The organism is Novosphingobium huizhouense, from assembly GCF_020179475.1.
Taxonomy (GTDB): domain Bacteria; phylum Pseudomonadota; class Alphaproteobacteria; order Sphingomonadales; family Sphingomonadaceae; genus Novosphingobium; species Novosphingobium huizhouense.
In genome coordinates, this window is sequence record NZ_JAILXZ010000003.1 from 106,482 (window position 1) to 126,767 (window position 20,286).

A 20,286-nucleotide genomic window follows, 5' to 3' on the forward strand; every position below is an offset into this window, starting at 1 on the left:
GAGCAATCCGGCGCTTGCCCGACGGAGGCGCCGCGAGAGCGATGTCAGCCTTCGAGCAGGGCGCGCGTCGCGGCTTCGACGTCTGCCTCGCGCATCAGGCTTTCGCCGACGAGGAAGGTGCGCGCGCCGCACGTTTCCAGCCGGAGCAGGTCGGCGTGGGTGTTGATGCCGCTTTCGGCGACGAGCAGCGTGCCTTCAGGCGCGAGCGGGGCGAGGCGCTCGGTGGTCGACAGGTCGGTGACGAAGCGCTTCAAGTCGCGATTGTTGACCCCGATCAGGCGCGAGTGCAGCGCATGGGCGCGCTCCATCTCGGCCTCGTTGTGGACTTCGACGAGCACGTCCATGCCCTGTTCGCGCGCGGCGGCCTCGATCTCGGCCATCTGGGCGTCCTCGAGCGCGGCAACGATGATCAGGATGGCGTCGGCGCCGATGGCGCGCGCCTCGGCGCATTGCCAGGGATCGACCATGAAATCCTTGCGGATCACGGGCAGGGCGCAGGCGGCGCGGGCGTCGACGAGGTAGTCCTCATGGCCCTGGAAGTAGGGCGCGTCGGTGAGCACCGAGAGGCAGGCGGCGCCGCCCGCCTGGTAGGCGAGGGCGTGTTCGGCGGGGCGGAAATCGGCGCGGATCAGGCCCTTGGACGGGCTTGCCTTCTTGATCTCGGCGATCAGCGCGAAGCCGGTCGCGGCGCGGCGGCGCAAGGCGGCCTCGAACCCGCGTGGGCGCGTCTGCTCGCTGGCGCGGGCGGCGAGGTCGGCGAGCGTGGCGAACCCCTTGCGGGCGAGCACTTCCTCGCGCTTGGTGGCGCAGATCTCGGCGAGCTTGTCGGTCATCTTGGGCAGCGCCTTGCCGTCTGGGGCGGGGTTTGTCGAGGGGGTGCGGGGGAAGGGATTGGTTCGCGCAGAGATCGCAGAGATCGCAGAGAGATCACTTCGGGCGGCGAGGCCGTCTGCCTGTCTTATTGTCGAATGATGAAACGTTCCGCCTTCGGCGGACGAATGTTGTTTGCTTCTCTGCGAACCCTGCGGTCTCTGCGCGAACCGCTTATTACCTGAGCGCGGCGATCCAGCAGTTGAGCAGGGCGTTGGCGAGGCCCTTGTCGATGGCTTCGGCCGCTTCCTCGACGCCTTCGTGGAGCGATTGCACTTCGCCCGCGACGATCAGCGCGGCGGCGGCGTTGAACAGCACGGCATCGCGATAGGGGCCGGGCTCGCCATGGAGCAGGCGGCGCAGGGCAGCGGCGTTGTGGGCGGCATCGCCGCCCTGGATGGCGGAGACCGGGTGGACGGGCAGGTCGGCGTCGGCGGGGTGGACGCGGCGCATCAGCACGACGCCGTCCTTGAGCTCGGCGACTTCGTTGCCGCCGGCAAGGCTCAGCTCGTCCATGCCTTCGTCGCCCGAGACGACGAGGCTGTGCTGGCTGCCGAGCGAACGCAGCGCCTCGGCATAGATCGGCACGTAGGCGGGGCGCGCGATGCCGACGAGCTGGCGCGAGACGCCAGCAGGGTTGGCGAGCGGGCCCATCAGGTTGAAGATCGTGCGGCGGCCGATCGCCTTGCGGATCGGCATGATCCGGCCCATCGCCGGGTGGTGGCGCGCGGCGAAGAGGAAGCCGATGCCGATGTCGGCGAGCGTTTCCTGCGCCGTTTCACCGGCGCGGGCAAGGTCGAGGCCGAGCGCTTCCAGCGTATCGGCGGCGCCCGCCTTCGAGCTTGCGGCGCGGTTGCCATGCTTGGCGACGGGGACGTCACAGGCCGCGACGACGAGCGCGACCGCGGTCGAGACGTTGAGCGTGTGCAGGCCATCGCCGCCGGTGCCGCAGACGTCGATGGCATTGGCAGGCGCCTCGACCGGGATCATCCGCGCGCGCATCGCCTGCGCCGCGCCGGCGATTTCGCTCGCCACCTCGCCGCGGTCGGACAGCGCGACGAGGAAGCGGGCGATGTCGTGCTCTTCGGCGCGGCCGTCGAGGACCTGCCCGAACAGGTGCTCGGCCTCGTCCGCCGCGAAGGGCGTGGCGGTGACGTCGGGAAGGCGGGTCATGCTGCGCGGGCGAGCGGGACCAGTCCGCAGACGCGCAGGAAATTCGCGATCATCGCGTGGCCATGCTCGGTGGCGATGCTTTCGGGGTGGAACTGCACCGAATGGATCGGCAGCGAGACGTGGCGGAAGCCCATCACGTGGCCGTCGTCCGAGCGGGCGTTGACGATCAGCGCGTCGGGCACGTCCTCGACGATCAGCGAGTGATAGCGCGTGGCGGTGAACGGCGAGGGCAGGCCTTCGAACAGGCCGGTGCCGTCGTGGCTGACCTGGCTGGTCTTGCCGTGCATCAGCCCGCCGCGCACGACCTTGCCGCCGAAGTGCTGGCCGATCGACTGGTGGCCGAGGCACACGCCGAGCAGCGGCCGGCCCGCATCCGCGCAGGCGGCGACGAGATCGAGGCTGATCCCCGCTTCGTTGGGCGTGCAGGGGCCGGGCGAGAGCAGGAAGCCGTCCGCGCCGGTGGCGATGGCCTCGGCCGCGCTCATCGCGTCGTTGCGCACGACTTCGACCTTGGCGCCCAGCTCCATCAGGTAGTGGACGAGGTTCCAGGTGAAGCTGTCGTAGTTGTCGATGACGAGGATCATGGAAACGGGGCCTTACTGTCCGAACCGGGGTTCGCTGGCGACGCGGATGGCTTCGCGGGCGGCGGCGAAGAGGGCGCCGGACTTGGCCTCGCATTCGCGCTGTTCGTATTCGGGGTTGCTGTCGGCGACGATGCCGGCGCCGGCCTGGACGTGGAGCACGCCGTCCTTGAGCACGCCGGTGCGCAGGATGATGCAACTGTCGACCGAGCCGTCGGGGGCGAAGTAGCCGACGCCACCGGCATAGGCGCCGCGGGTCTCGGGCTCCAGTTCGGCGATCACCTCGCAGGCGCGGACCTTGGGCGCGCCGCTGACGGTGCCGGCGGGGAAGCCCGCGAAGAGGGCGTCGACGCTATCGGCGCGGGTAGTGTCGAGCTTGCCCACCACGTTCGACACGATGTGCATGACGTGGCTGTAGCGTTCGATCGTGTAGCTCTCGGTCACCTTGACCGTGCCGCCTTGCGCGACGCGGCCGACGTCGTTGCGGCCGAGATCGAGCAGCATCAGGTGTTCGGCGCGCTCCTTGGGATCGGCGAGCAGGCTGACTTCGTTGGCCTGGTCTTCCTCGGGCGTGCCGCCGCGCGGACGGGTCCCCGCGATCGGGCGGATGGTGACTTCGCCGTTGCGGATGCGGACGAGGATTTCGGGCGACGATCCGACCAGCGCGAAGCCCGGCAGGTCGAGGAAGTAGAGGAAGGGCGAGGGGTTGATCCGCCGCAACGAGCGGTAGAGCGCCGAGGCGGGAAGCGGGAAGGGCGCGGTGAAGCGCTGGGCGAGGACGACCTGGAACACGTCGCCCGCTTCGATGTAGTCCTTGGCGCGGCGGACCATGCCCGCATACTGTTCGGGCGCCATGACCGCGTTGCGCTCGATTTCGAGCGGCTGGTCGAGGCGCGGCTCGGCGGGCGCGGCGCCGGACAGGCGGCGCAGCGCTTCGTCGATGCGGTCGGCGGCGGCTTCGAGCAGGTGCGCAGGCTCGCCCGCGCCCGCCCAGACCGGGGCGACGGCGACGAGTTCGTCGGACAGGCGGTCGAACACAAGCACCACGGTGGGCCGCACGAACAGCATGTCGGGCAGGACCAGATCGCTGTCGGGCGCGCGGGGCAGCTTTTCGACGAGGCCGATGGTCTCGTAGCCGAAGTAGCCGACGAACAGCGCCAGCACCGGGGGCAGGCCCTGCGGCACGTCGATGCGGCAGGCGTCGACGAGCGCGCGCAGTTCGGCGAGCGCGTCGCCTGCGAGCGGGGCGAAGGCGGCGCGATCGTGCCGCCAGATGCGGTTCACTTCGCAGGCATGGCCGGTCGCGCGGAAGACGAGGTCGGGGTCGAGTCCTAGGAGGCTGTAGCGCCCGCGCACTTCGCCGCCCTGAACCGATTCGAGCAGGAAGTCGCCGCGGCCCGGCTCCATCAGCTTGAGCGCGGCGCCGACCGGGGTTTCGGTATCGGCGATCAGGCGGCGCCAGATCAGCGCCGGCTTGCCCGCGGCGAGCGCGGCGGCCGCGCCGTCCCAGTTCTCGGGGCGCGCAGCGGCTGCCGGGGCGCGGTCGAGAGTCGCCGGATCGGCCGCCATCGCCTTACTGGCCGCTGCCGACCAGCTGCGCGCGGACCGCGCGGATGCCGGCCTCGTTGCGCTTGACGCCGACTTCGGCGCTGATCGCACGGCGCATCGCCTCGCCATATTCGCGCGCGAGGGCCTGCGACAGCTCCTGCGCGGCGGCGGGAACGATCGGATCGGTCGGCGCGACGGTGCCGGGCACCACCTTGGCCAGCGAGACCACGATCCAGCCCGAACCGTCGGGCGCGGCGATCGACTTGGCGGTGCCCTGCGCCATCGAGAACATCAGCGCGAGCGCTTCGGGAATGCGCGGCTGCATCGCATTGAGCTGTTCGCGGCTCATCTTCACCGGATTGGGCGGCGGCAGCGTGGCGCCGGTGGCCTTGAGCGCCTGGTCGAGCGGAGTGCCCTTGCGCAGCGCGGCGAGCACCGTGTCGCGCGCCGCCCGGGCCTTGGCGCTGCCGGCATCGACCGCCCAGTCGCGCGCCACGCGATCGCGGATCTGGGCGAGCGGGGCGGGCGCGGCGGCGTCGATGCGGCCGACGTCGAACAGCACGAGCCGGCCGTCGTTGGCCTGGTTGACCTGCGGCTGGCCTTCGCGCTCCATCGCGAACGCGGCCTGGACCAGCGCGGCGGGTTCGGGCGCGAGCTTGATCCCGGGACGGCCGAACACGGTGCCGTCGGCCTGGATCGGATCGGTGACGACCGGGGTAAGGCCGAGCGGCTTGATCGCATCGGCAAGACCGGTGCCGTTCTCGAACTGCTCCTCGATCTTCGCGGCGAGGTCGCCGAGCGCGGCGCGGCGCTTTTCCGCGGTCAGCGCCGCGACGATCTCGCCCCGCGCCTGGTCGAGCGTCTTGCCGGGATTGTCGTGGATCGCATCGACGCGGATCACGTGCCAACCGATCGGGCTGCGCGCGGGCGCGGCGACCTTGCCCTGCGCGGCGGCGAAGGCGGCGTCGGCGACCGCCTTCGAGGCCTGCGCGGCGAGCGCGTCGCGCGCAAGGCCGGGAAGCTTCGCCGCCGAGAGGCCCTTGGCCTTGGCGGCAGCGTCGATCGGCTTGCCCGCGGCGACTTCGGCGGCGAGCGCCTTGGCGGCGGCTTCGTCGGCTACGATCACCTGGCTGAAGTCGCGCGTCTGGCTGGGCGCGTAGGTCGCGGCGTTGAGCTTGTAGCGCTGCGCGATCTCCGCCTCGCTGGGGGCGGGAACGCTCTTCACCGCCTTTTCATCGAGCAGCGCATAGCGCAGCGTGCGGCGCTCGGGCAGGTTGTAGCGCGCAGCGTGGGCCTTGTAGTAGGCGGCGAGCGCGGCGTCGTCCGGGCCCTGCGCGGGCGCGAACGCCGTCGCCGGCACGAAGGCGAGCACGCCTTCGCGGGTTTCCTTGAGCAAGGCGGCATAGCGCAGCGCGACGCCCTGGGGGAAGCGGGCGCCGAAGCTCGCCGGGACGAGCAGCTGGCGCGCCATCAGGCCCTGGCCGATGTCGGCGCGGACCATCGCCTCGCTGAGGCTGCGCTGGGCGAGGAGCTGCTTGTAGGCGGTTTCGCTGAACTTGCCGTCGGGGCCCTGGAACGCCGGGATCTTGACGATTTCGCTGTCGACCAGGCGATCGGAGACGAAGATGCCGTGCTTGTGGCCCCATTCCATCATCGCGGCGCGGTCGATCAGCCCGGTCAGCACTTCGTCGAGCGCGCCGGCGGCGACGAACTGCTTCATCGTCAGCTGCGGGTTGCGCTGGCGTTCGCCTTCGAGCGCATTGGTCATCGCCTTGCCGAGGTCGGCAGTGCCGATCCGGTCCGAGCCGACGCTGGCGACGCGATCGCCTCCGGCGATGCCGCCGAAGCGCGAACCGGTGACGTCGGCGCCGGCAAAGGCGAGCGCGATCAGGCCGAGGAACACCAGCGCGACGAGCGCACCGATACGCGAATGGATGAGGGAACGCAGGAAGGCGATCATTGCAGCCGGTCGTCCAGACGGGGGTTAACTACCAAGGGCGCTGCCTTAGGAGCCAAACGGCAAATCCGCAACGCCGCATCTGGAACCCGCCGGGCGGCGGGCGGGCGCAGGGTGGACGCGGGCGCAAAAAGCGCCCAAGCGTTTTGCATTCGTATCCCCGTTTTGATAGCCGCCGCGCAAGGTTCACGGGAATCACCATTTCGAGGGGGCAGACCAAGCCAATGCCGCACCGACCCTATATTGTCGGCAACTGGAAGATGAACGGCACGCGCGCGATGCTGGCCGAGGCCCGCGCCATCGCGCGCGCCGCGGCGCGCTATCCCGAGGTCGACATCGCGCTGGCGCCGCCGTTCACGCTGATCGGCGCGCTGCTCGCCGAAGTGAGCGGGATCGGCGTCGGCGGGCAGGACTGCCACGTCGCGGTCAAGGGCGCGCACACCGGCGACGTCTCGGCCGCGATGCTGGCCGACATCGGCGCCGACTTCGTGATCCTGGGCCACAGCGAACGGCGCAAGGACCACGGCGAGAGCGACGCGCTGGTCCGCGCCAAGGCCGAGGCGGCGCTGGCCGCGGGGCTCGGCGTGATCGTCTGCGTCGGCGAGACGCTCGAGGAGCGCGACGCCGGTCGCGCCGAGGCGGTGGTCGGCGGCCAGGTCGACGGCTCGCTGCCGCAGGGCGAAGGGGTTGCCGAGGCGGTCGCGGCGGGCAAGCTCGCGCTCGCCTACGAACCGGTCTGGGCGATCGGCACCGGCCGCGTCGCCGCGGTCGAGGACGTCGTCGCGATGCACGCGGCGGTGCGCGCGCGGCTCGTCGCCGCCTATGGCGAGGCGGGCGAGAAGGTGCGCATCCTCTATGGCGGCTCGGTGAATGCCGGCAACGCGGCGGACCTGCTTGCGGCCGAGGGGGTCGGCGGCGCGCTGGTCGGCGGGGCGAGCCTGACCGCCGATGCCTTCCTGCCGATCGTCGCGGCGGCCGGCAGCGGCGAGGGCTGAGCCACCGCTCCGACCCCGGGCCACGAGCAGGGCGCAGCGCGCCTTGCGCTCGCGGCCCCTTGCGCCTAGATGCGCGGCAACAGCTTATCGCGAGACTTGAATGTCGCTCTTCATTTTCCTTACCGTCGTGCAGGCGCTGGTCGCGGCCTCGCTCGTCGGCGTGATCCTGATCCAGAAGTCCGAAGGCGGCGGCCTCGGCGTCGGCGGCAGCCCGGCCGGCTTCATGTCGGCGCGCGGCGCGGCGGACTTCATCACCCGCGCCACGACCGTGCTCGCCACGCTCTTCGTCGTGCTGTCGATTCTCCTCGCCGCGCTGGCGGTGGGGCAGAGCGGCGGTCGCAAGATCGACACGTCGCTCGACCGCACGGTTCCCGCAGCGCCCGCCGATCCGCTCGCGCCGCCGCCGCCCGCGCCCGAAGTCGGCGCGACGCAGCAGCAGGCGCCCGCCGCTCCGGCGAGCCAGGCGCCCGCCACCGATCCGCTCGCGCCCGCCGCGAAGCCGTAACGCACGCCGGGCAGAGCGCGCCGGCGTGGCGCGCCTGCCGGCGTGATGCCCGCAAGGCCCTGTCCGACGTCCCGCCCCACCCGGCGGGAGGCCGGACCTGTGCCGTTTTCGATCCGCATCTGTGGATTGCCGCGATGATTTCGACGGCAACCGCTTGCGCGTGTGCAACCTCTGACGCTAAGGCCCGACTCCCATGGCGCGGTACATTTTCATCACCGGCGGCGTGGTTTCCTCGCTCGGCAAGGGACTCATGGCAGCGAGCCTCGCGGCGCTGCTGCAAGCGCGCGGCTATCGCGTGCGAATCCGCAAGTTCGACCCCTATCTCAACGTCGATCCGGGCACGATGAGCCCGTATCAGCACGGCGAGGTGTTCGTGACCGACGACGGGGCGGAGACCGACCTCGACCTCGGCCACTACGAACGCTTCACCGGCGTTTCGGCGCGGCAGGCGGACAACATCACGAGCGGGCGCATCTATCGCGACATCATCGCCAAGGAGCGCCGTGGCGATTACCTGGGCGCGACCGTGCAGGTGATCCCGCACGTGACCGACGCGATCAAGGACTTCGCGCAGGACGAGACCGACGACCTCGACTTCGTGCTGTGCGAGATCGGCGGCACCGTGGGCGACATCGAGGGCCTGCCGTTCATCGAGGCGCTGCGCCAGCTGCACAACGAGCTCGACCGCGACCAGACCTGCTTCGTCCACGTGACGCTGGTGCCCTATATCGCGGCGGCGGGCGAGCTGAAGACCAAGCCGACGCAGCACAGCGTGCGCGAGCTGACCGGGCTCGGCATCCAGCCCGACATCCTGCTGTGCCGCTGCGAAAAGCCGCTGCCCGAAGGCGAGCGCGCCAAGATCGCGCAGTTCTGCAACGTGCGCAAATCGGCGGTGATCCCCGCGCTCGACGCCAAGAGCATCTATGCCGTGCCGCTGCAGTACCATGCCGAAGGGCTCGACAGCGAAGTGCTGCGCCACTTCGGCCTGACCGCGCCCGAGCCCGACCTTGCCCGCTGGCACGACATCGTCGACCGCCACCAGAACCCCGAAGGCGAAGTGACCATCGGCGTGGTCGGCAAGTACGTCGGCCTGCAGGATGCGTACAAGTCGCTCAACGAAGCGCTGGTCCACGGCGGCATGGCCAACCGCGTCAAGGTCAACGTCCGCTGGATCGACGCCGAGCTGTTCGAGAAGGAAGACGCCGAGATCGCCGCGCAGCTCGAGCCGATGCACGGCATCCTCGTGCCCGGCGGCTTCGGCGAGCGCGGATCGGAAGGCAAGATCGCGAGCGTGCGCTTCGCGCGCGAGCGCGGCGTGCCGTTCTTCGGCATCTGCCTCGGCATGCAGATGGCATGCATCGAAGGCGCGCGGAACACCGCCGGGATCAAGGCAGCAAGTTCGACCGAGTTCGGCCCGACCGAGGAGCCGGTGGTGGGCATCATCACCGAATGGATGACGGCCGAAGGCCTCGAGACGCGGCAGGCCGGCGGCGATCTTGGCGGCACCATGCGGCTTGGCGCCTATCCTGCGGCGCTGGCGGGCAACAGCCACGTGGCGCAGGTCTATGGCGCGAGCGAGATCAGCGAACGCCACCGCCACCGCTATGAAGTCAATGTCGCCTATCGCGAGGCCTTGGAAAAGGGCGGCCTCGTCTTTTCCGGCATGTCGCCCGATGGCCTGCTGCCCGAAATCGTTGAGCGGCCCGACCATCCGTGGTTCATCGGCGTGCAGTTCCACCCCGAGCTGAAGAGCCGCCCGTTCGACGTCCACCCGCTGTTCCGTGGCTTCATCGAAGCGGCGGTGAAGCAGGCGCGTCTGGTCTGATGCTAATCGGGCGGCGTTTCAGGCGCCGCCCATCATCTCGGCGCAGATCTCGTGAAAGCGGCGGATGCCGGTTTCGAGCGTGCCGAGCGTCAACTCCGCGATCGCGCCCGAACTCAGCCCTTGCTGGCCAAGTTCGGCGGCGCGGAAGTCTTCCGAACCGAACACGCGGCCGTCCAACAGCTCCCAGCTGCGCTGCCAGTGGTCGCGCGCCTTGTCGGTTGCGGGCGCTTCGGGGATCAGCATGAAGTCTTCGACAAGCGTGCGATCGACAGTGCGCGGCATGATCGTCATCAGGTTCACGTAGTCGGGGCTCACGACAACGACCGTCGCCGGGAACAGCTGATAGGCGAACGTGCCGAGCCGGCGCAGCGTGGGCCAGTCGGCGAGGTCGAGCCCCTCCATCTCCGCCGCGCGGCCGACCAGCGAGCGCTGGTGCGGGCCGATGCGGTCCCCGGCGGTGACGCCATCCTTGAAGAAGGGCGCGATCGAGCCGGAGTGGAGCCGCAGCACGTGGTAGCTTTCGAGGAAGGCATCCATGATCAGCTTCCAGTTCGCCGCCACATCGTGCGTGCGGCGCGCGAAGAGGTGGTGGCCGCCAAGGTCGACCGCGCCGAAGTCCGCGCTGATCGCGGCGGCGTCGGCGAAGTCAGCCTCGACCGGCGCGAACCAGATGAGGCCGCCTGCTTCCAGGCTTGGCAGTTCGACCAGCCCGTGCGCGGCCTTGTCGAAGCCGGGGAAGGTTTCGGGGCGGGGCAGGGCGAGCAGGCGGCCGTCGGTCGAATAGGTCCAGGCGTGGTAGGGGCAGACCAGCCTCGCGCTGCACTGGATCTCGCTGCCTTCGACCAGGCGCGTGCCGCGATGGCGGCAGACGTTGAGGAACACGTGCGCACGGCCTGCGCCATCGCGCGTGACGAGCAGCGGACGGCCGGTGGCGTCGTGCGGCAGAGCCATGTTGCGTTCTGGCAGCAGGGCCGAGGGGATCAGCACTTGCGGCAGGCGGTCGAACAGGCCAGCCTTCTCCCGCGCGAAGTGCTGCGGATCGACATAGGCGGCGGCGGGCACGTGGGTGACGACGCCGGCGGATTCTCCGACGCCGGCAGCGATGCGCCGGGCGAGCGCGATCTGGCCTTCGGTGGGCCGCAGGTCGAGCGTTTCGCTCATCGTCCTCTCCTTCTGCCCGGCTTTTCGCCGTTATCGGCCTAGCCTTACCCCGAAACGCCGCTAATCTCCTATGGCAATTGGACAAGGGACATCGGATCGCATGGCATCGAGTGCCGCCACCAACGACGGCGCAAAGCCTGTACGCCCCAAGGGGTTGAAGCTGCTGCGGATCGCGCTCGCGCAGCGCAAGTCGGCCACGATGCTGGGCTTCGGGTTCTCATCGGGCCTGCCCTATGCGCTGCTGATCGGCACGCTCAACGCCTGGCTGGGCGAGAAGAAGATCGACCTGGCGACGATCGGCGTGCTGAGCTGGATCGGCCTGTCCTATTCGTTCAAGTTCCTGTGGTCGCCGCTGGTGGACCGGCTGCCGCTGCCGGGGCTTGACCGGCTGGGGCGGCGCAAGAGCTGGATCCTGCTGTGCCAGATGGTGCTGGTGCTCGGCTTCGGCGGGCTCGCCGCGACCAATCCGGCGACCGCCATCGGCACGTTCGCGCTGTTCGCGTTCTTCGCCGCCTTCGCTTCGGCGACGCAGGACGTGGCGGTGGATGCCTGGCGGATCGAAGTTGCGGACGAGGCGACGCCGGTCGAGCTGCTCTCGTCGATCTACCAGTTCGGCTATCGCATCGCCTCGATCGTCGGTGGCGCGCTGGCGCTGGTGATGGCGGGACGGATGAGCTGGCCGCTGGTCTACCTGTCGATGGCGGGGCTGATCGTGGCGATCATGCTGGTGGTGACGCTGCGCGCGCCCGATACGCCGCGCCCCGAACAGGGCGCGCTTCATGCGGCGCTGGCGCAGCCGGGCGAACTGGCGCCCTCCGCGCGCTGGGCCGCGCTGGCGGTGGTCGGCGTCAGCTGGGCCTGGGCGATCGGGACGATCGGGCACTTCATGGTCGGCATGCTGGCGCCGGCCGATCCCGCAAGCCCGCACCCTTCGGTGAGCGATTTCACCCGCAGCTATGGCCCGTGGATCGTGGTGGCGACAGTGGTCGTGCCGCTGGTGGTGGCCGCGCTGACCAACTGGCTGAAAGCGCATGGCCGCGCAGTCCTGACCGCCCCGGACGCCCGCGTTTCGCCGCTGCGCACGGCGGCCAACCACCTCTACGTCGCGCTGGTATCGCCGCTGGCAGAGCTTTCGGGGCGCCTTGGCTGGGGCGTGCTGATCGTGATCGGCATGATCCTGACCTACACGCTGTGCTACAACATCTGGTCGAGCTTCGCCTTCCCGTTCTACCTCGAGCACCTGAAGTACACCAAGGACGAGGTCGCCTTCGCCTCGAAGCTGTTCGGGATCTTCATGACGATCCTCGGCATCAGCCTGGGCGGCTACCTGTTCACCGCGCTGGGGCGGATGCCGACGATCCTGATCGGCGCGATCCTGCCGATCCTGGGCAACTTCGTCTATGCCGACCTTGCCGAAGGCGCGCGGCACATCGACGTGGTGGGCAACGCCACCGGCCTCAATGCGCTGTTTGGCGTTTTCGGCTTCGACGCGCGGATGGTGCGGCTGCTGCTGGCGATCAGCTTCGAGAACGTTTCGACCGGCATCGCCGGCGCGGCCTTCGTCGCCTACATGTCGGGCATCGTCAGCAAGAGCTACACGGCGGTGCAGTACGCGCTGCTGTCCTCGCTGACCTTCCTGATCGGCTCGCTGGGGCGCGGGATCGCGGGGGAGGCGTTTGATGTTTACGGGTACGCGACGGTGTTCCGCTGGACGGCGGCGGCGGGGCTGGTCGCGGTGGTGATGGTGCTGCTGGAGTGGGTGCGGGTGGGCCGTGAGAGGCTGGCGGAAAGGGAATAGGGATCATGAAGCCACTTGCGCTCGGTTGCGGAAGTTCGCTTATCATTGCATATTTCTTTTTATGATTGCGCTGGCTCTCGGTCTCCTCGCCGTCTCATCGACTGCCTCGAAACAGTCGAGCACTCATATTGTGCGTACGGTGTGTGATGTACCGCCCGTCGAGTACGTTGGGGAATTACATAGCATATTGAGCCAAAGAGCTATCCAAGCGATCAATTTGGCGGCCGCATCTGATGGAAAGCTCACGGCCGAACTTAAACGCTTAATTGATCCCACAGCTTCTTTCTCATCTGGCAGCGGAGATGTAGGGCTTCCTCTTGCCAGCGGAGTGGCCGGAGCAATGGCGCTTGCACGCGAGATGAAAGCTGACACTTATAGATTTGCGGTGTGGGATGGCATTCCGACGCCAGTGGAGGATCGATGCGGGGAAGAGCAGATTGAGGTTGAGTTTATCGACACGCATAGTGACAGCTCCTTTCCTGTCACCTTCACGTTCTTGGGTGGCAAGATAGTAGCGGCTAAAGGGTGGCGTCGATTGTTTCATTCCGGACCTCTGAGGACTGAGCAACAATAGCCCGGTTCCGCCTACGGCAGCTTCCCACCCATTTCCCGCCGTTTTCGCGCCCGCTGGGCAACAAAAAACTCCCGTCGCCCCGTGCTCGACACGGGGCTTGGCTAACATCCACCCGGGTGAAATGCCAACGGCAGGTCGGTAGAAAAGCCCAGCCCCGTATCGAGCACGGGGCGACGTGGGTGGTGTTGCTTGTGCAGCCTCGCCCGCGCGATCCCCGTCAGTCGGGCACTTCCTCGTTCAGGCGCAGCACTTCACCGGCGAGGTAGAGCGAGCCGGCGATGAGAACGTCGCCCTCGGGCGGGAGGGCGCGCAGCGCGGAGGCGACGTCGGGGAAGCTCTGCACCGGCAGCGCGCTGAACGGGGCGAAGTCTTCGGGGCTGTGCGCGTCGTGGCCGGGGGCGGGGACGATCGAGAGCGACAGGGCGTGGCTGCCCAGGGGGCGCAGCAGCGCGCCGGGGTCTTTCGCCTTGAGCATGCCCATGACGATGTGCACCGGCGGCTGCGCAGCGAGGTGGCGGGCGATGGCTTCGCCCGCGTCCGGGTTGTGGCCGCCATCGAGCCAGACGGTGCGGCCGGCGACGATGTCGGTCAGCGGGCCGTGGCCCAGACGCTGCAGGCGGGCGGGCCAGCGGGCGTCGACGATGCCCTTGGCCATGGCGGCATGGCCGACCTCGATCATGCTCTGGTGGCGCAGCATGGCGACGGCGAGCGCGGCGTTGTCGGCCTGGTGCGCGCCGGCGAGGGCGGGGAGGGGGAGCAGCAGTTCGCCGTTCGCGTCGCGGTAGTGGATCGCGCTGTCGGCGCGCGCGTCCCAGTCGCGGCCGCGCATGACCACGCTCGCGCCGAGCTTCGCGGCGGTTTCCAGCACCGAGGCAGCGGCATTGGCGGGATAGGCTTGCGTGACCAGCGGCACGCCCGCCTTGGCGATGCTCGCCTTTTCGAACGCGATGCGGGCGAGCGGATCGGTAGGGACGCCGTCCTCTGGCGCGAGGAGGAAGGCTTCGTGGTCCATGCCCAGCGTCGCGATGCCGCAGGCGGCGGCGGTCCTGAGCACATTGGTGGCATCGAGCCGCCCGCCGAGCCCGGTCTCGATCACGCAGACGTCGGCGGGTTCGCGATGGAAGGCGAGGAAGGTGGCGACGGTGGTGACCTCGAAGAACGAGGGCGCGAGGTCCTCGCCCGCGTCGAGAACTTCCTTGAGGAGTTCGGCGAGCAGTTCGTCCGAGACGAGGCGTCCGGCGATGCGGATGCGTTCGTTGTAGCGGACGAGGTGCGGCTTGGTCGCGGCGTGGACCTTCAGCCCCTGCGCTTCGAGGATCGCGCGCAAGTAGGCGCAAGTCGAGCCTTTGCCGTTGGTGCCGGCGACGTGGAACACCGGCGGCAGCGCATCCTGCGGATTGCCGACGCGGGCGAGCAGGGCGCGCGACGTGTCGAGCCCGAGGCGCCCGGTCGGCAGCGAGAGCGCGCCGAGGCGGTCGAGCTGGGCCTGGACCGCCAGGTCATCGGAAATGGCGAAATCGCGCAATCTACCCCTCCGTCAGCGCTTCGCGCTGCCACCTCCCCATTTGTGCCCTGCAAAAATGGGGAGGACCTTTCTGGATCCTCCCTGTTTTGGCGAAGCCCAAACGGGGAGGGGGACCGTCCGCAGGACGGTGGAGGGGCTCATGCCGCCTTGGCCGCCGTCAGATAGCCGATCGTCCTGGCGAGTGTTTCCTTGAGCGCGTGGCGGTGCACGACCATGTCGAGCATGCCGTGATCGTGGAGGTACTCGGCGCGCTGGAAGCCTTCGGGCAGCTTTTCGCGGATGGTGTCCTGGATCACGCGCTGGCCGGCAAAGCCGATGAGCGCGCCGGGTTCGGCGATCTGGACGTCGCCGAGCATGGCGTAGCTGGCGGTGACGCCGCCGGTGGTGGGATCGGTCAGAATCACGATATAGGGCTGGCCTGCCGCGTGCAGCTTGGCGATGCCGACGGTGGTGCGCGGCATCTGCATCAGGCTGAGGATACCTTCCTGCATGCGCGCGCCGCCGGCAGCGGTGACCGCGACATAGGGGCACTTTTCCTTCACCGCGCGATCGATGCCGGCGAGGAAGGCGTTGCCCACGGCCATGCCCATCGAGCCGCCCATGAAGGCGAAGTCCTGCACGCCGACCACGGCCTTGTGCCCTTCGATCGTGCCGAAGGCGTTGGTCATCGCATCAGGATGCGGGTTGGCGGCCTTGGCGGCCTTCAGGCGGTCGGTGTACTTCTTGCTGTCGCGGAACTTGAGCGGGTCTTCCTTGACCTTGGGCGCGGGCAGCAGCTCGAAGCCGGGATCGAGCAATTGCGCAAGGCGCGCGTCGGCGCCGATGCGGCCGTGATGCTCGCAGCGCGGGCAGACCGAGAGGTTGTCTTCGTATTCCTTGGTAAACAGCATCTCGCTGCACGAAGGGCACTTGATCCACAGGTTGTCGGGGGTGTCGCGCTTGGGCGTGAAGGGAAGCGCGTTGCGGACGCGGGTTAGCCAGCTCATGCCATTTCCTTTCGCGCCGAATGCACGGCCTGGGCAAGCGCGGAAACGAGCTTGCGCACAGGTTCGGCGGCGTTGGCGCCGTGTTCGGCGATCAGATCAACGAGGGCCGAGCCGACGACGACGCCATCGGCGACGCGGGCGATCGGGCCGGCCTGTTCCGGCGTGCGCACGCCGAAGCCGACCGCGACGGGAATTTCGGCGTGAGCCTTCAGCCGCTGCATCGCCTGCTCGATGGAATCGAGCGCGGCGGACTGCTTGCCGGTGATGCCCGCGACGGAGACGTAGTAGAGAAAGCCCGACGAGCCTTCGAGCACGGCAGGCAGGCGGGCGTCGTCGGTGGTCGGCGTGGCGAGGCGGATCGGCGCAATGCCCTTGGCGCGCAGCGCGGGGCCGAGCTCGGGATCTTCCTCGGGCGGGATGTCGACGCAGATCACGCCATCGACGCCGGCCTTGGCGCAGGCGTCTGCGAACCATTCGGGTCCGCGGATGGTCATCGGGTTGGCATAGCCCATCAGCACCAGCGGCACGTCGGGATGGCGGGCGCGGAAGTCGGTCGCGATCCGCAGGATGTCGGCGGTCGTGGTGCCCGCGCCGAGGCTGCGCAGGTTGGCGAGCTGGATCGCCGGACCGTCGGCCATCGGATCGGTGAAGGGCATGCCCAGTTCGATCACGTCGGCGCCGCCTTCGACCAGCGCGTCGAGGATCGCGGGCGTAGCGTCTGGCGTCGGGTCACCAGCAGTGACGAAGCAGACGAGGGCGGGATGGCCCTTGGCGAAGGCGGAGGAGAGGCGGTTGGTCATTCTTGCTGTCTTGTCCGGCGAGCATGGGCGCAATGGCAGGCCGATACAGCTTTCGCAGCGCGCCGCAAATAGATCGGCTGGAATTCTGCGGCCCTGCTGACGCTTTCGCCTACTTGAGCGAAATGAGGACGCCCATGATCGAGCAGGCCAGCGCGATGATCGCCGACATCATGATGCCGATCTTGATCGTCTGCTTGTCGAGCGCCGCAACGAGTTGTTCCTGGGTCACGAGTCCGTTCGTCCCGTCGGTGATTTCGCCAGCAATAGCCTCGGCCTGCTTGCGCGGCAATCCTGCCGCTTCGAGGGGCTGGGCCGCAGCAAGGGGATTGTAGGCGTTCACGGGGGCATTCTTACGGGAAAGCGCCGAGCTAGGCACGCGCAAATCGCGCCGCTTTGGCGCCCTAGATCTTCACCCCCAGATGCTCGGCCACCGAGAAGATGTCCTTGTCGCCGCGGCCGCAAAGGTTGGCGAGGATGATGGTGTCCTTGGGCAGCGTCGGCGCGACCTTGGCCACGGCGGCGATGGCGTGGCTGGGTTCGAGCGCGGGGATGATGCCTTCGGTGCGGCAGAGCAGCTGGAAGGCGTCCAAGGCTTCCTTGTCGGTGACCGAGGTGTAATCGACGCGGCCCACTTCCTTGAGCCAGGCGTGCTCCGGCCCGATACCGGGGTAGTCGAGCCCGGCCGAGATCGAATGGCCTTCGGTGATCTGGCCGTCCTCGTCCTGCAGCAGGTAGGTCTTGTTGCCGTGGAGGATGCCGGGACGGCCACCGGCGAGCGACGCGGCGTGTTCCTTGTCGAGACCGTGGCCCGCGGCTTCAACGCCGAGCATCTTGACGCTGCTGTCGTCCAAGAAGGGGTGGAACAGGCCGATGGCGTTGCTGCCGCCGCCGATCGCGGCGACCAGCAGGTCGGGCAGGCGGCCGGTGCGGGAAAGCAGCTGTTCGCGCGCTTCGCGCCCGATCACGCTCTGGAAATCGCGGACCAGCTCGGGATAGGGGTGCGGGCCGGCGGCGGTGCCGATGATGTAGAACGTGTTGTGGACGTTCGCGACCCAATCACGCAGCGCCTCGTTCATCGCGTCCTTGAGCGTGCCGGCGCCCGCCGTGACCGGCACGACTTCGGCGCCCAGCAGCTTCATGCGGAACACGTTGGGCTGCTGGCGGGCGACGTCGGTCGCGCCCATGAAGATGGTGCAGGGCAGGCCGAAGCGCGCACAGACCGTGGCGGTGGCGACGCCGTGCTGGCCGGCGCCGGTTTCGGCGATGATGCGCGTCTTGCCCATGCGCATGGCGAGCAGGATCTGGCCGACGCAATTGTTGATCTTGTGCGCGCCGGTGTGGTTCAGCTCGTCGCGCTTGAACCAGATCTGCGCGCCGCCCAGTTCGGCGGTGAGGCGCGGCGCGAAATAGAGCGGACTCGGGCGGCCGACATAATGCTCGAGCAGGTCGTCGAACTCGGCGTGGAAGGCGGGATCGGCCTTGGCCGTGCGGTACTCCGCCTCGAGATCGAGGATCAGCGGCATCAGCGTTTCCGCGACGTAGCGGCCACCGAACTGGCCGAAGTGGCCGCGCTCGTCGGGCAGGGTGCGGAAGCTGTTGGGCATCGTCTGGGTCATGGCTCGGGCGTTGGCAGAGTGGGCTGCGAATGTCCAGTTTGCAGCCCTCGGGGGCACGGCGAGGGGCCGGCGCAAATTTCAAACCATTCAGGTTCGTTCATCTTGCTGCAATGCGGCGTGGCTAGGGAGGCGGCGTTACGTCGTGGAAGGCGGTTCCGGCAACGGGGCCGTCTTTCTGCGTGTCTGGGCGATTACTGCTAAATACTGGCAGTTACTGTCGAAACCTGCTGTTGTATTTATAGCACAACCGCAGTTTTATTGCAGTTTCTTTGCAATGCGAGGGTTGCTCCCTCGTCTCGCCGCTCCTAGCTCACGCCTCGCCCCCAAGCAAGAAGGGGCTTGTGTTTCAGGAGTTTACATTATGCGTACGATCCTTCTCGCAGCTGCGGCATCGCTTGCCGCCGCCACCCCCGCGCTTGCCAACGAAGCCCGCGTCGAAGCGCGCGGCGGCGTCGTGTGGAGCCAGGGTGACAGCGAAGCGATCGCCGGCATCGCCGCCGGTTACGACTACGACCTCGGCTCGGCCGCGTTCGTCGGCGCCGAAGTCTCGGCCGACAAGATCCTCACCGATGGCACCCGCGTGACCTTCGGCTTCAACGGCCGCGGCGGCGCCAAGCTCGGCGACAACGGCAAGCTGTATGTGGTCGGTGGCTACAACACCAAGAACTGCGAGTTCTGCGACGGCACCTGGACGCTCGGCGCCGGTTACCAGCACGCGTTCGGCAACCTCTACGGCAAGGTCGAATACCGCCACTTCTTCGTCAAGGACGGCCTGCCCGACTTCGACGCGGTGGCCGTGGGCCTCGGCACCAAGTTCTGATCCGGGCGGCTTCGCGCCGCTCCGTCAGGATCGATGGGCGGTCTCCTGCGGGAGGCCGCCCTTTTTCTTGTGCGGTCAGGCGCTGCGAACCGCTGCGGCGAAGGCGGCGATGCGGCTCTCGTCCTTGACTCCCGGCGCGCTTTCCACGCCCGAGGAGACATCGACCAGCGGCGCGCCGGTCTCGCGGATCGCGTGCGCGACGTTGTCCGGCGACAGGCCGCCGGCAAGGCCCCAGGCGAAGGGGGCGCGGTAGCCGGCCAGCAGGCTCCAGTCGAAGACGAGGCCGAGCCCGCCGGGCAGGTCCGCGCCCTTAGGCGCCTTCGCGTCGAACAATACGAGATCGGCGGCCCCGGCATAGCGCGCGGCGCCCTCGATGTCGGCACGGGCCGCAACCGAAATCGCCTTCCACACCGGCAGGCCGAGCCGCGCGCGCAAGGCGGCGACGCGCTCGGGGCTTTCCGCGCCGTGCAACTGGACGGCATCGAGGCGCGCGGCGGCGACGGCTTCGGCGATGGTGGCGTCGTCGGCGTCGACGAACAGCCCGACCGCCCTGGCGCGGCCGGCGAGGCGCGCGCCGAGCGCGGCAGCATCGCGCAGGGCAAGGTTGCGCGGGCTCCTGGCGAAGAACACGAAGCCGAGGTAGTCGGCGCGGTGGCGCACGGCGGCGTCGAGCGCCGCCGGGGTGTTGACTCCGCAGATCTTCATTTGGGCAGAGGGGCGTGCAGGCGTGCTCATGCGCGCAGCCGATAGGACGGCGGCGCGCACGAGGTCAATCGGCCCGGCCGGTCAGGGGGCGAGTTCGTAGGTGACGGTGACGTTGGCGCGCATCTCGAGCTCGCCGGCGGCGACCGGGCTCGGCGGCGGGGCGGCGGCCATCATCTTCTCGGCGCGGGCGAACAGGATCGGCTGGGGCGGGCTCCAGCCGCCGCTCTCGCTGATCGTCAGCACGCGCACGACGCGCAGGCCAGCCGCCCGCGCATAGAGGTCGGCCCGGGCGCGGACCTTCTTCATCGCCTCGATCCGCGCTTCGTCCATCGCCGCGTCGCTGTCCTCCAGCTCGAAGCTGGGGCCATTGACCTGGTTGGCGCCGGCGTTGACGAGGGTGTCGATCACCTTGCCGTACTGGTCGAGCTTGCGCTGGCGCACCTGGACCTGGTTGGTCGCCTGGTAGGCGACGATCACCGGGTCGCCCTCGGTGGTGCCATCGGCGAGACGGCGCGGCTGGCCATAGACCGGATTGACCGACAGGTTGCTGGTCTGGATGTCGCGATCGGCGATGCCGGTCTTCTTGAGCGCGGCGATGACCGCGTTCATCTTGGCGGCGTTTTCGGCAAGCGCGGCGCTGGCGGTCTGGGCCTGGGTGGTGACGCCGGCGTTGAAGGTCGCAAGGTCGGGCGTGCGGCTCGAGCGGCCATCGGCCGAGACGGTCAGCACGCTGTTGCCCGGAGCGACCACGGGGGCGGCGGACAGTTGCTGGGCATTGGCGGCGACCGGCACGGCGCAGAGCGGCAGCGCGGCGAGCGAGGCGGCGAGGATCAGGCGGTTCATCGGG

The 20,286-nt window shown here is 68.9% G+C and carries 19 protein-coding genes; 6 read left to right on the plus strand and 13 right to left on the minus strand.

The annotated features are described in order from the left end of the window. Window positions 1–44: 44 nt before the first annotated feature. The 5 genes from trpC to K3A85_RS12465 form a co-directional block, all read right to left on the minus strand. Window positions 45–833, minus strand: coding sequence for an indole-3-glycerol phosphate synthase TrpC (gene trpC / locus K3A85_RS12445; protein WP_225206848.1), 789 nt, complete (start codon window positions 831–833; stop codon window positions 45–47). 214 nt (window positions 834–1,047) lie between these two features. Beyond that, window positions 1,048–2,043 carry an anthranilate phosphoribosyltransferase gene (gene trpD, locus K3A85_RS12450; protein WP_225206849.1) on the minus strand — a complete coding sequence of 332 codons (996 nt, stop codon included), beginning with the start codon at window positions 2,041–2,043 and terminating at the stop codon, window positions 1,048–1,050. Next, entirely contained in the window at window positions 2,040–2,627 is a 588-nt protein-coding gene (locus K3A85_RS12455; RefSeq protein WP_225206850.1) for an anthranilate synthase component II, read from the minus strand. Before K3A85_RS12455 ends, trpD begins: the two co-directional genes overlap by 4 nt. Window positions 2,628–2,639: 12 nt before the next feature. Further along, window positions 2,640–4,193, minus strand: a complete 1,554-nt coding sequence (locus tag K3A85_RS12460) for an anthranilate synthase component I family protein (RefSeq protein ID WP_225206851.1) — start codon at window positions 4,191–4,193, stop codon at window positions 2,640–2,642. A gap of 4 nt (window positions 4,194–4,197) precedes the next feature. Continuing rightward, window positions 4,198–6,132, minus strand: coding sequence for a peptidylprolyl isomerase (locus K3A85_RS12465; protein ID WP_225206852.1), 1,935 nt, complete (start codon window positions 6,130–6,132; stop codon window positions 4,198–4,200). 221 nt (window positions 6,133–6,353) lie between these two features. Between K3A85_RS12465 and tpiA the strand changes: the two genes are divergently transcribed. The 3 genes from tpiA (at window position 6,354) to K3A85_RS12480 (ending at window position 9,454) form a co-directional block, all read left to right on the plus strand. Beyond that, window positions 6,354–7,124 (plus strand): triose-phosphate isomerase, encoded by a 771-nt coding sequence (gene tpiA, locus K3A85_RS12470; RefSeq protein ID WP_225206853.1) that lies wholly within the window; start codon window positions 6,354–6,356, stop codon window positions 7,122–7,124. A 100-nt stretch (window positions 7,125–7,224) separates the two neighbouring features. Next, window positions 7,225–7,629: a preprotein translocase subunit SecG gene (gene secG, locus K3A85_RS12475; protein WP_225206854.1), complete on the plus strand. Its 405-nt coding sequence runs from the start codon at window positions 7,225–7,227 to the stop codon at window positions 7,627–7,629. 193 nt (window positions 7,630–7,822) lie between these two features. Then, window positions 7,823–9,454, plus strand: a complete 1,632-nt coding sequence (locus K3A85_RS12480) for a CTP synthase (protein ID WP_225206855.1) — start codon at window positions 7,823–7,825, stop codon at window positions 9,452–9,454. An 18-nt stretch (window positions 9,455–9,472) separates the two neighbouring features. Here the strand turns inward: K3A85_RS12480 and K3A85_RS12485 are convergent, their stop codons facing one another. Further along, window positions 9,473–10,615: an aromatic ring-hydroxylating oxygenase subunit alpha gene (locus K3A85_RS12485; protein ID WP_225206856.1), complete on the minus strand. Its 1,143-nt coding sequence runs from the start codon at window positions 10,613–10,615 to the stop codon at window positions 9,473–9,475. A gap of 100 nt (window positions 10,616–10,715) precedes the next feature. Here K3A85_RS12485 and K3A85_RS12490 point away from each other — a divergent pair, with 100 nt between their 5' ends. Beyond that, complete coding sequence (locus tag K3A85_RS12490) at window positions 10,716–12,413, plus strand: AmpG family muropeptide MFS transporter (RefSeq protein ID WP_225206857.1); 1,698 nt, start codon at window positions 10,716–10,718, stop codon at window positions 12,411–12,413. Window positions 12,414–12,474: 61 nt separating this feature from the next. Beyond that, entirely contained in the window at window positions 12,475–12,987 is a 513-nt protein-coding gene (locus K3A85_RS12495) for a hypothetical protein (protein WP_225206858.1), read from the plus strand. Between the two features lie 217 nt (window positions 12,988–13,204). Here the strand turns inward: K3A85_RS12495 and K3A85_RS12500 are convergent, their stop codons facing one another. From K3A85_RS12500 to trpB, 5 genes are all read right to left on the minus strand, one after another. After that, window positions 13,205–14,512, minus strand: a complete 1,308-nt coding sequence (locus K3A85_RS12500) for a bifunctional folylpolyglutamate synthase/dihydrofolate synthase (RefSeq protein WP_225206859.1) — start codon at window positions 14,510–14,512, stop codon at window positions 13,205–13,207. 137 nt (window positions 14,513–14,649) lie between these two features. Beyond that, on the minus strand, window positions 14,650–15,498 hold the full coding sequence (accD, locus tag K3A85_RS12505) for an acetyl-CoA carboxylase, carboxyltransferase subunit beta (protein WP_225206860.1): 849 nt from the start codon (window positions 15,496–15,498) through the stop codon (window positions 14,650–14,652). Continuing rightward, window positions 15,495–16,298 carry a tryptophan synthase subunit alpha gene (trpA, locus tag K3A85_RS12510; protein WP_225206861.1) on the minus strand — a complete coding sequence of 268 codons (804 nt, stop codon included), beginning with the start codon at window positions 16,296–16,298 and terminating at the stop codon, window positions 15,495–15,497. Before trpA ends, accD begins: the two co-directional genes overlap by 4 nt. 109 nt (window positions 16,299–16,407) lie before the next feature. Continuing rightward, window positions 16,408–16,638 (minus strand): hypothetical protein, encoded by a 231-nt coding sequence (locus tag K3A85_RS12515; RefSeq protein WP_225206862.1) that lies wholly within the window; start codon window positions 16,636–16,638, stop codon window positions 16,408–16,410. 61 nt (window positions 16,639–16,699) lie between these two features. After that, window positions 16,700–17,914: a tryptophan synthase subunit beta gene (trpB, locus tag K3A85_RS12520; RefSeq protein ID WP_225206863.1), complete on the minus strand. Its 1,215-nt coding sequence runs from the start codon at window positions 17,912–17,914 to the stop codon at window positions 16,700–16,702. 361 nt (window positions 17,915–18,275) lie between these two features. On the opposite strand from trpB, the gene K3A85_RS12525 reads away from it, so the two are divergent. Next, entirely contained in the window at window positions 18,276–18,734 is a 459-nt protein-coding gene (locus K3A85_RS12525; protein WP_225206864.1) for an outer membrane protein, read from the plus strand. 75 nt (window positions 18,735–18,809) lie between these two features. Here the strand turns inward: K3A85_RS12525 and K3A85_RS12530 are convergent, their stop codons facing one another. Both K3A85_RS12530 and K3A85_RS12535 read right to left on the minus strand, forming a co-directional pair. Continuing rightward, complete coding sequence (locus tag K3A85_RS12530) at window positions 18,810–19,469, minus strand: phosphoribosylanthranilate isomerase (protein WP_225206865.1); 660 nt, start codon at window positions 19,467–19,469, stop codon at window positions 18,810–18,812. A 51-nt stretch (window positions 19,470–19,520) separates the two neighbouring features. Next, a complete protein-coding gene (locus K3A85_RS12535) occupies window positions 19,521–20,282 on the minus strand; it encodes an SIMPL domain-containing protein (protein WP_225206866.1) in 762 nt (253 codons plus the stop codon). Between the last annotated feature and the right edge of the window lie 4 nt (window positions 20,283–20,286).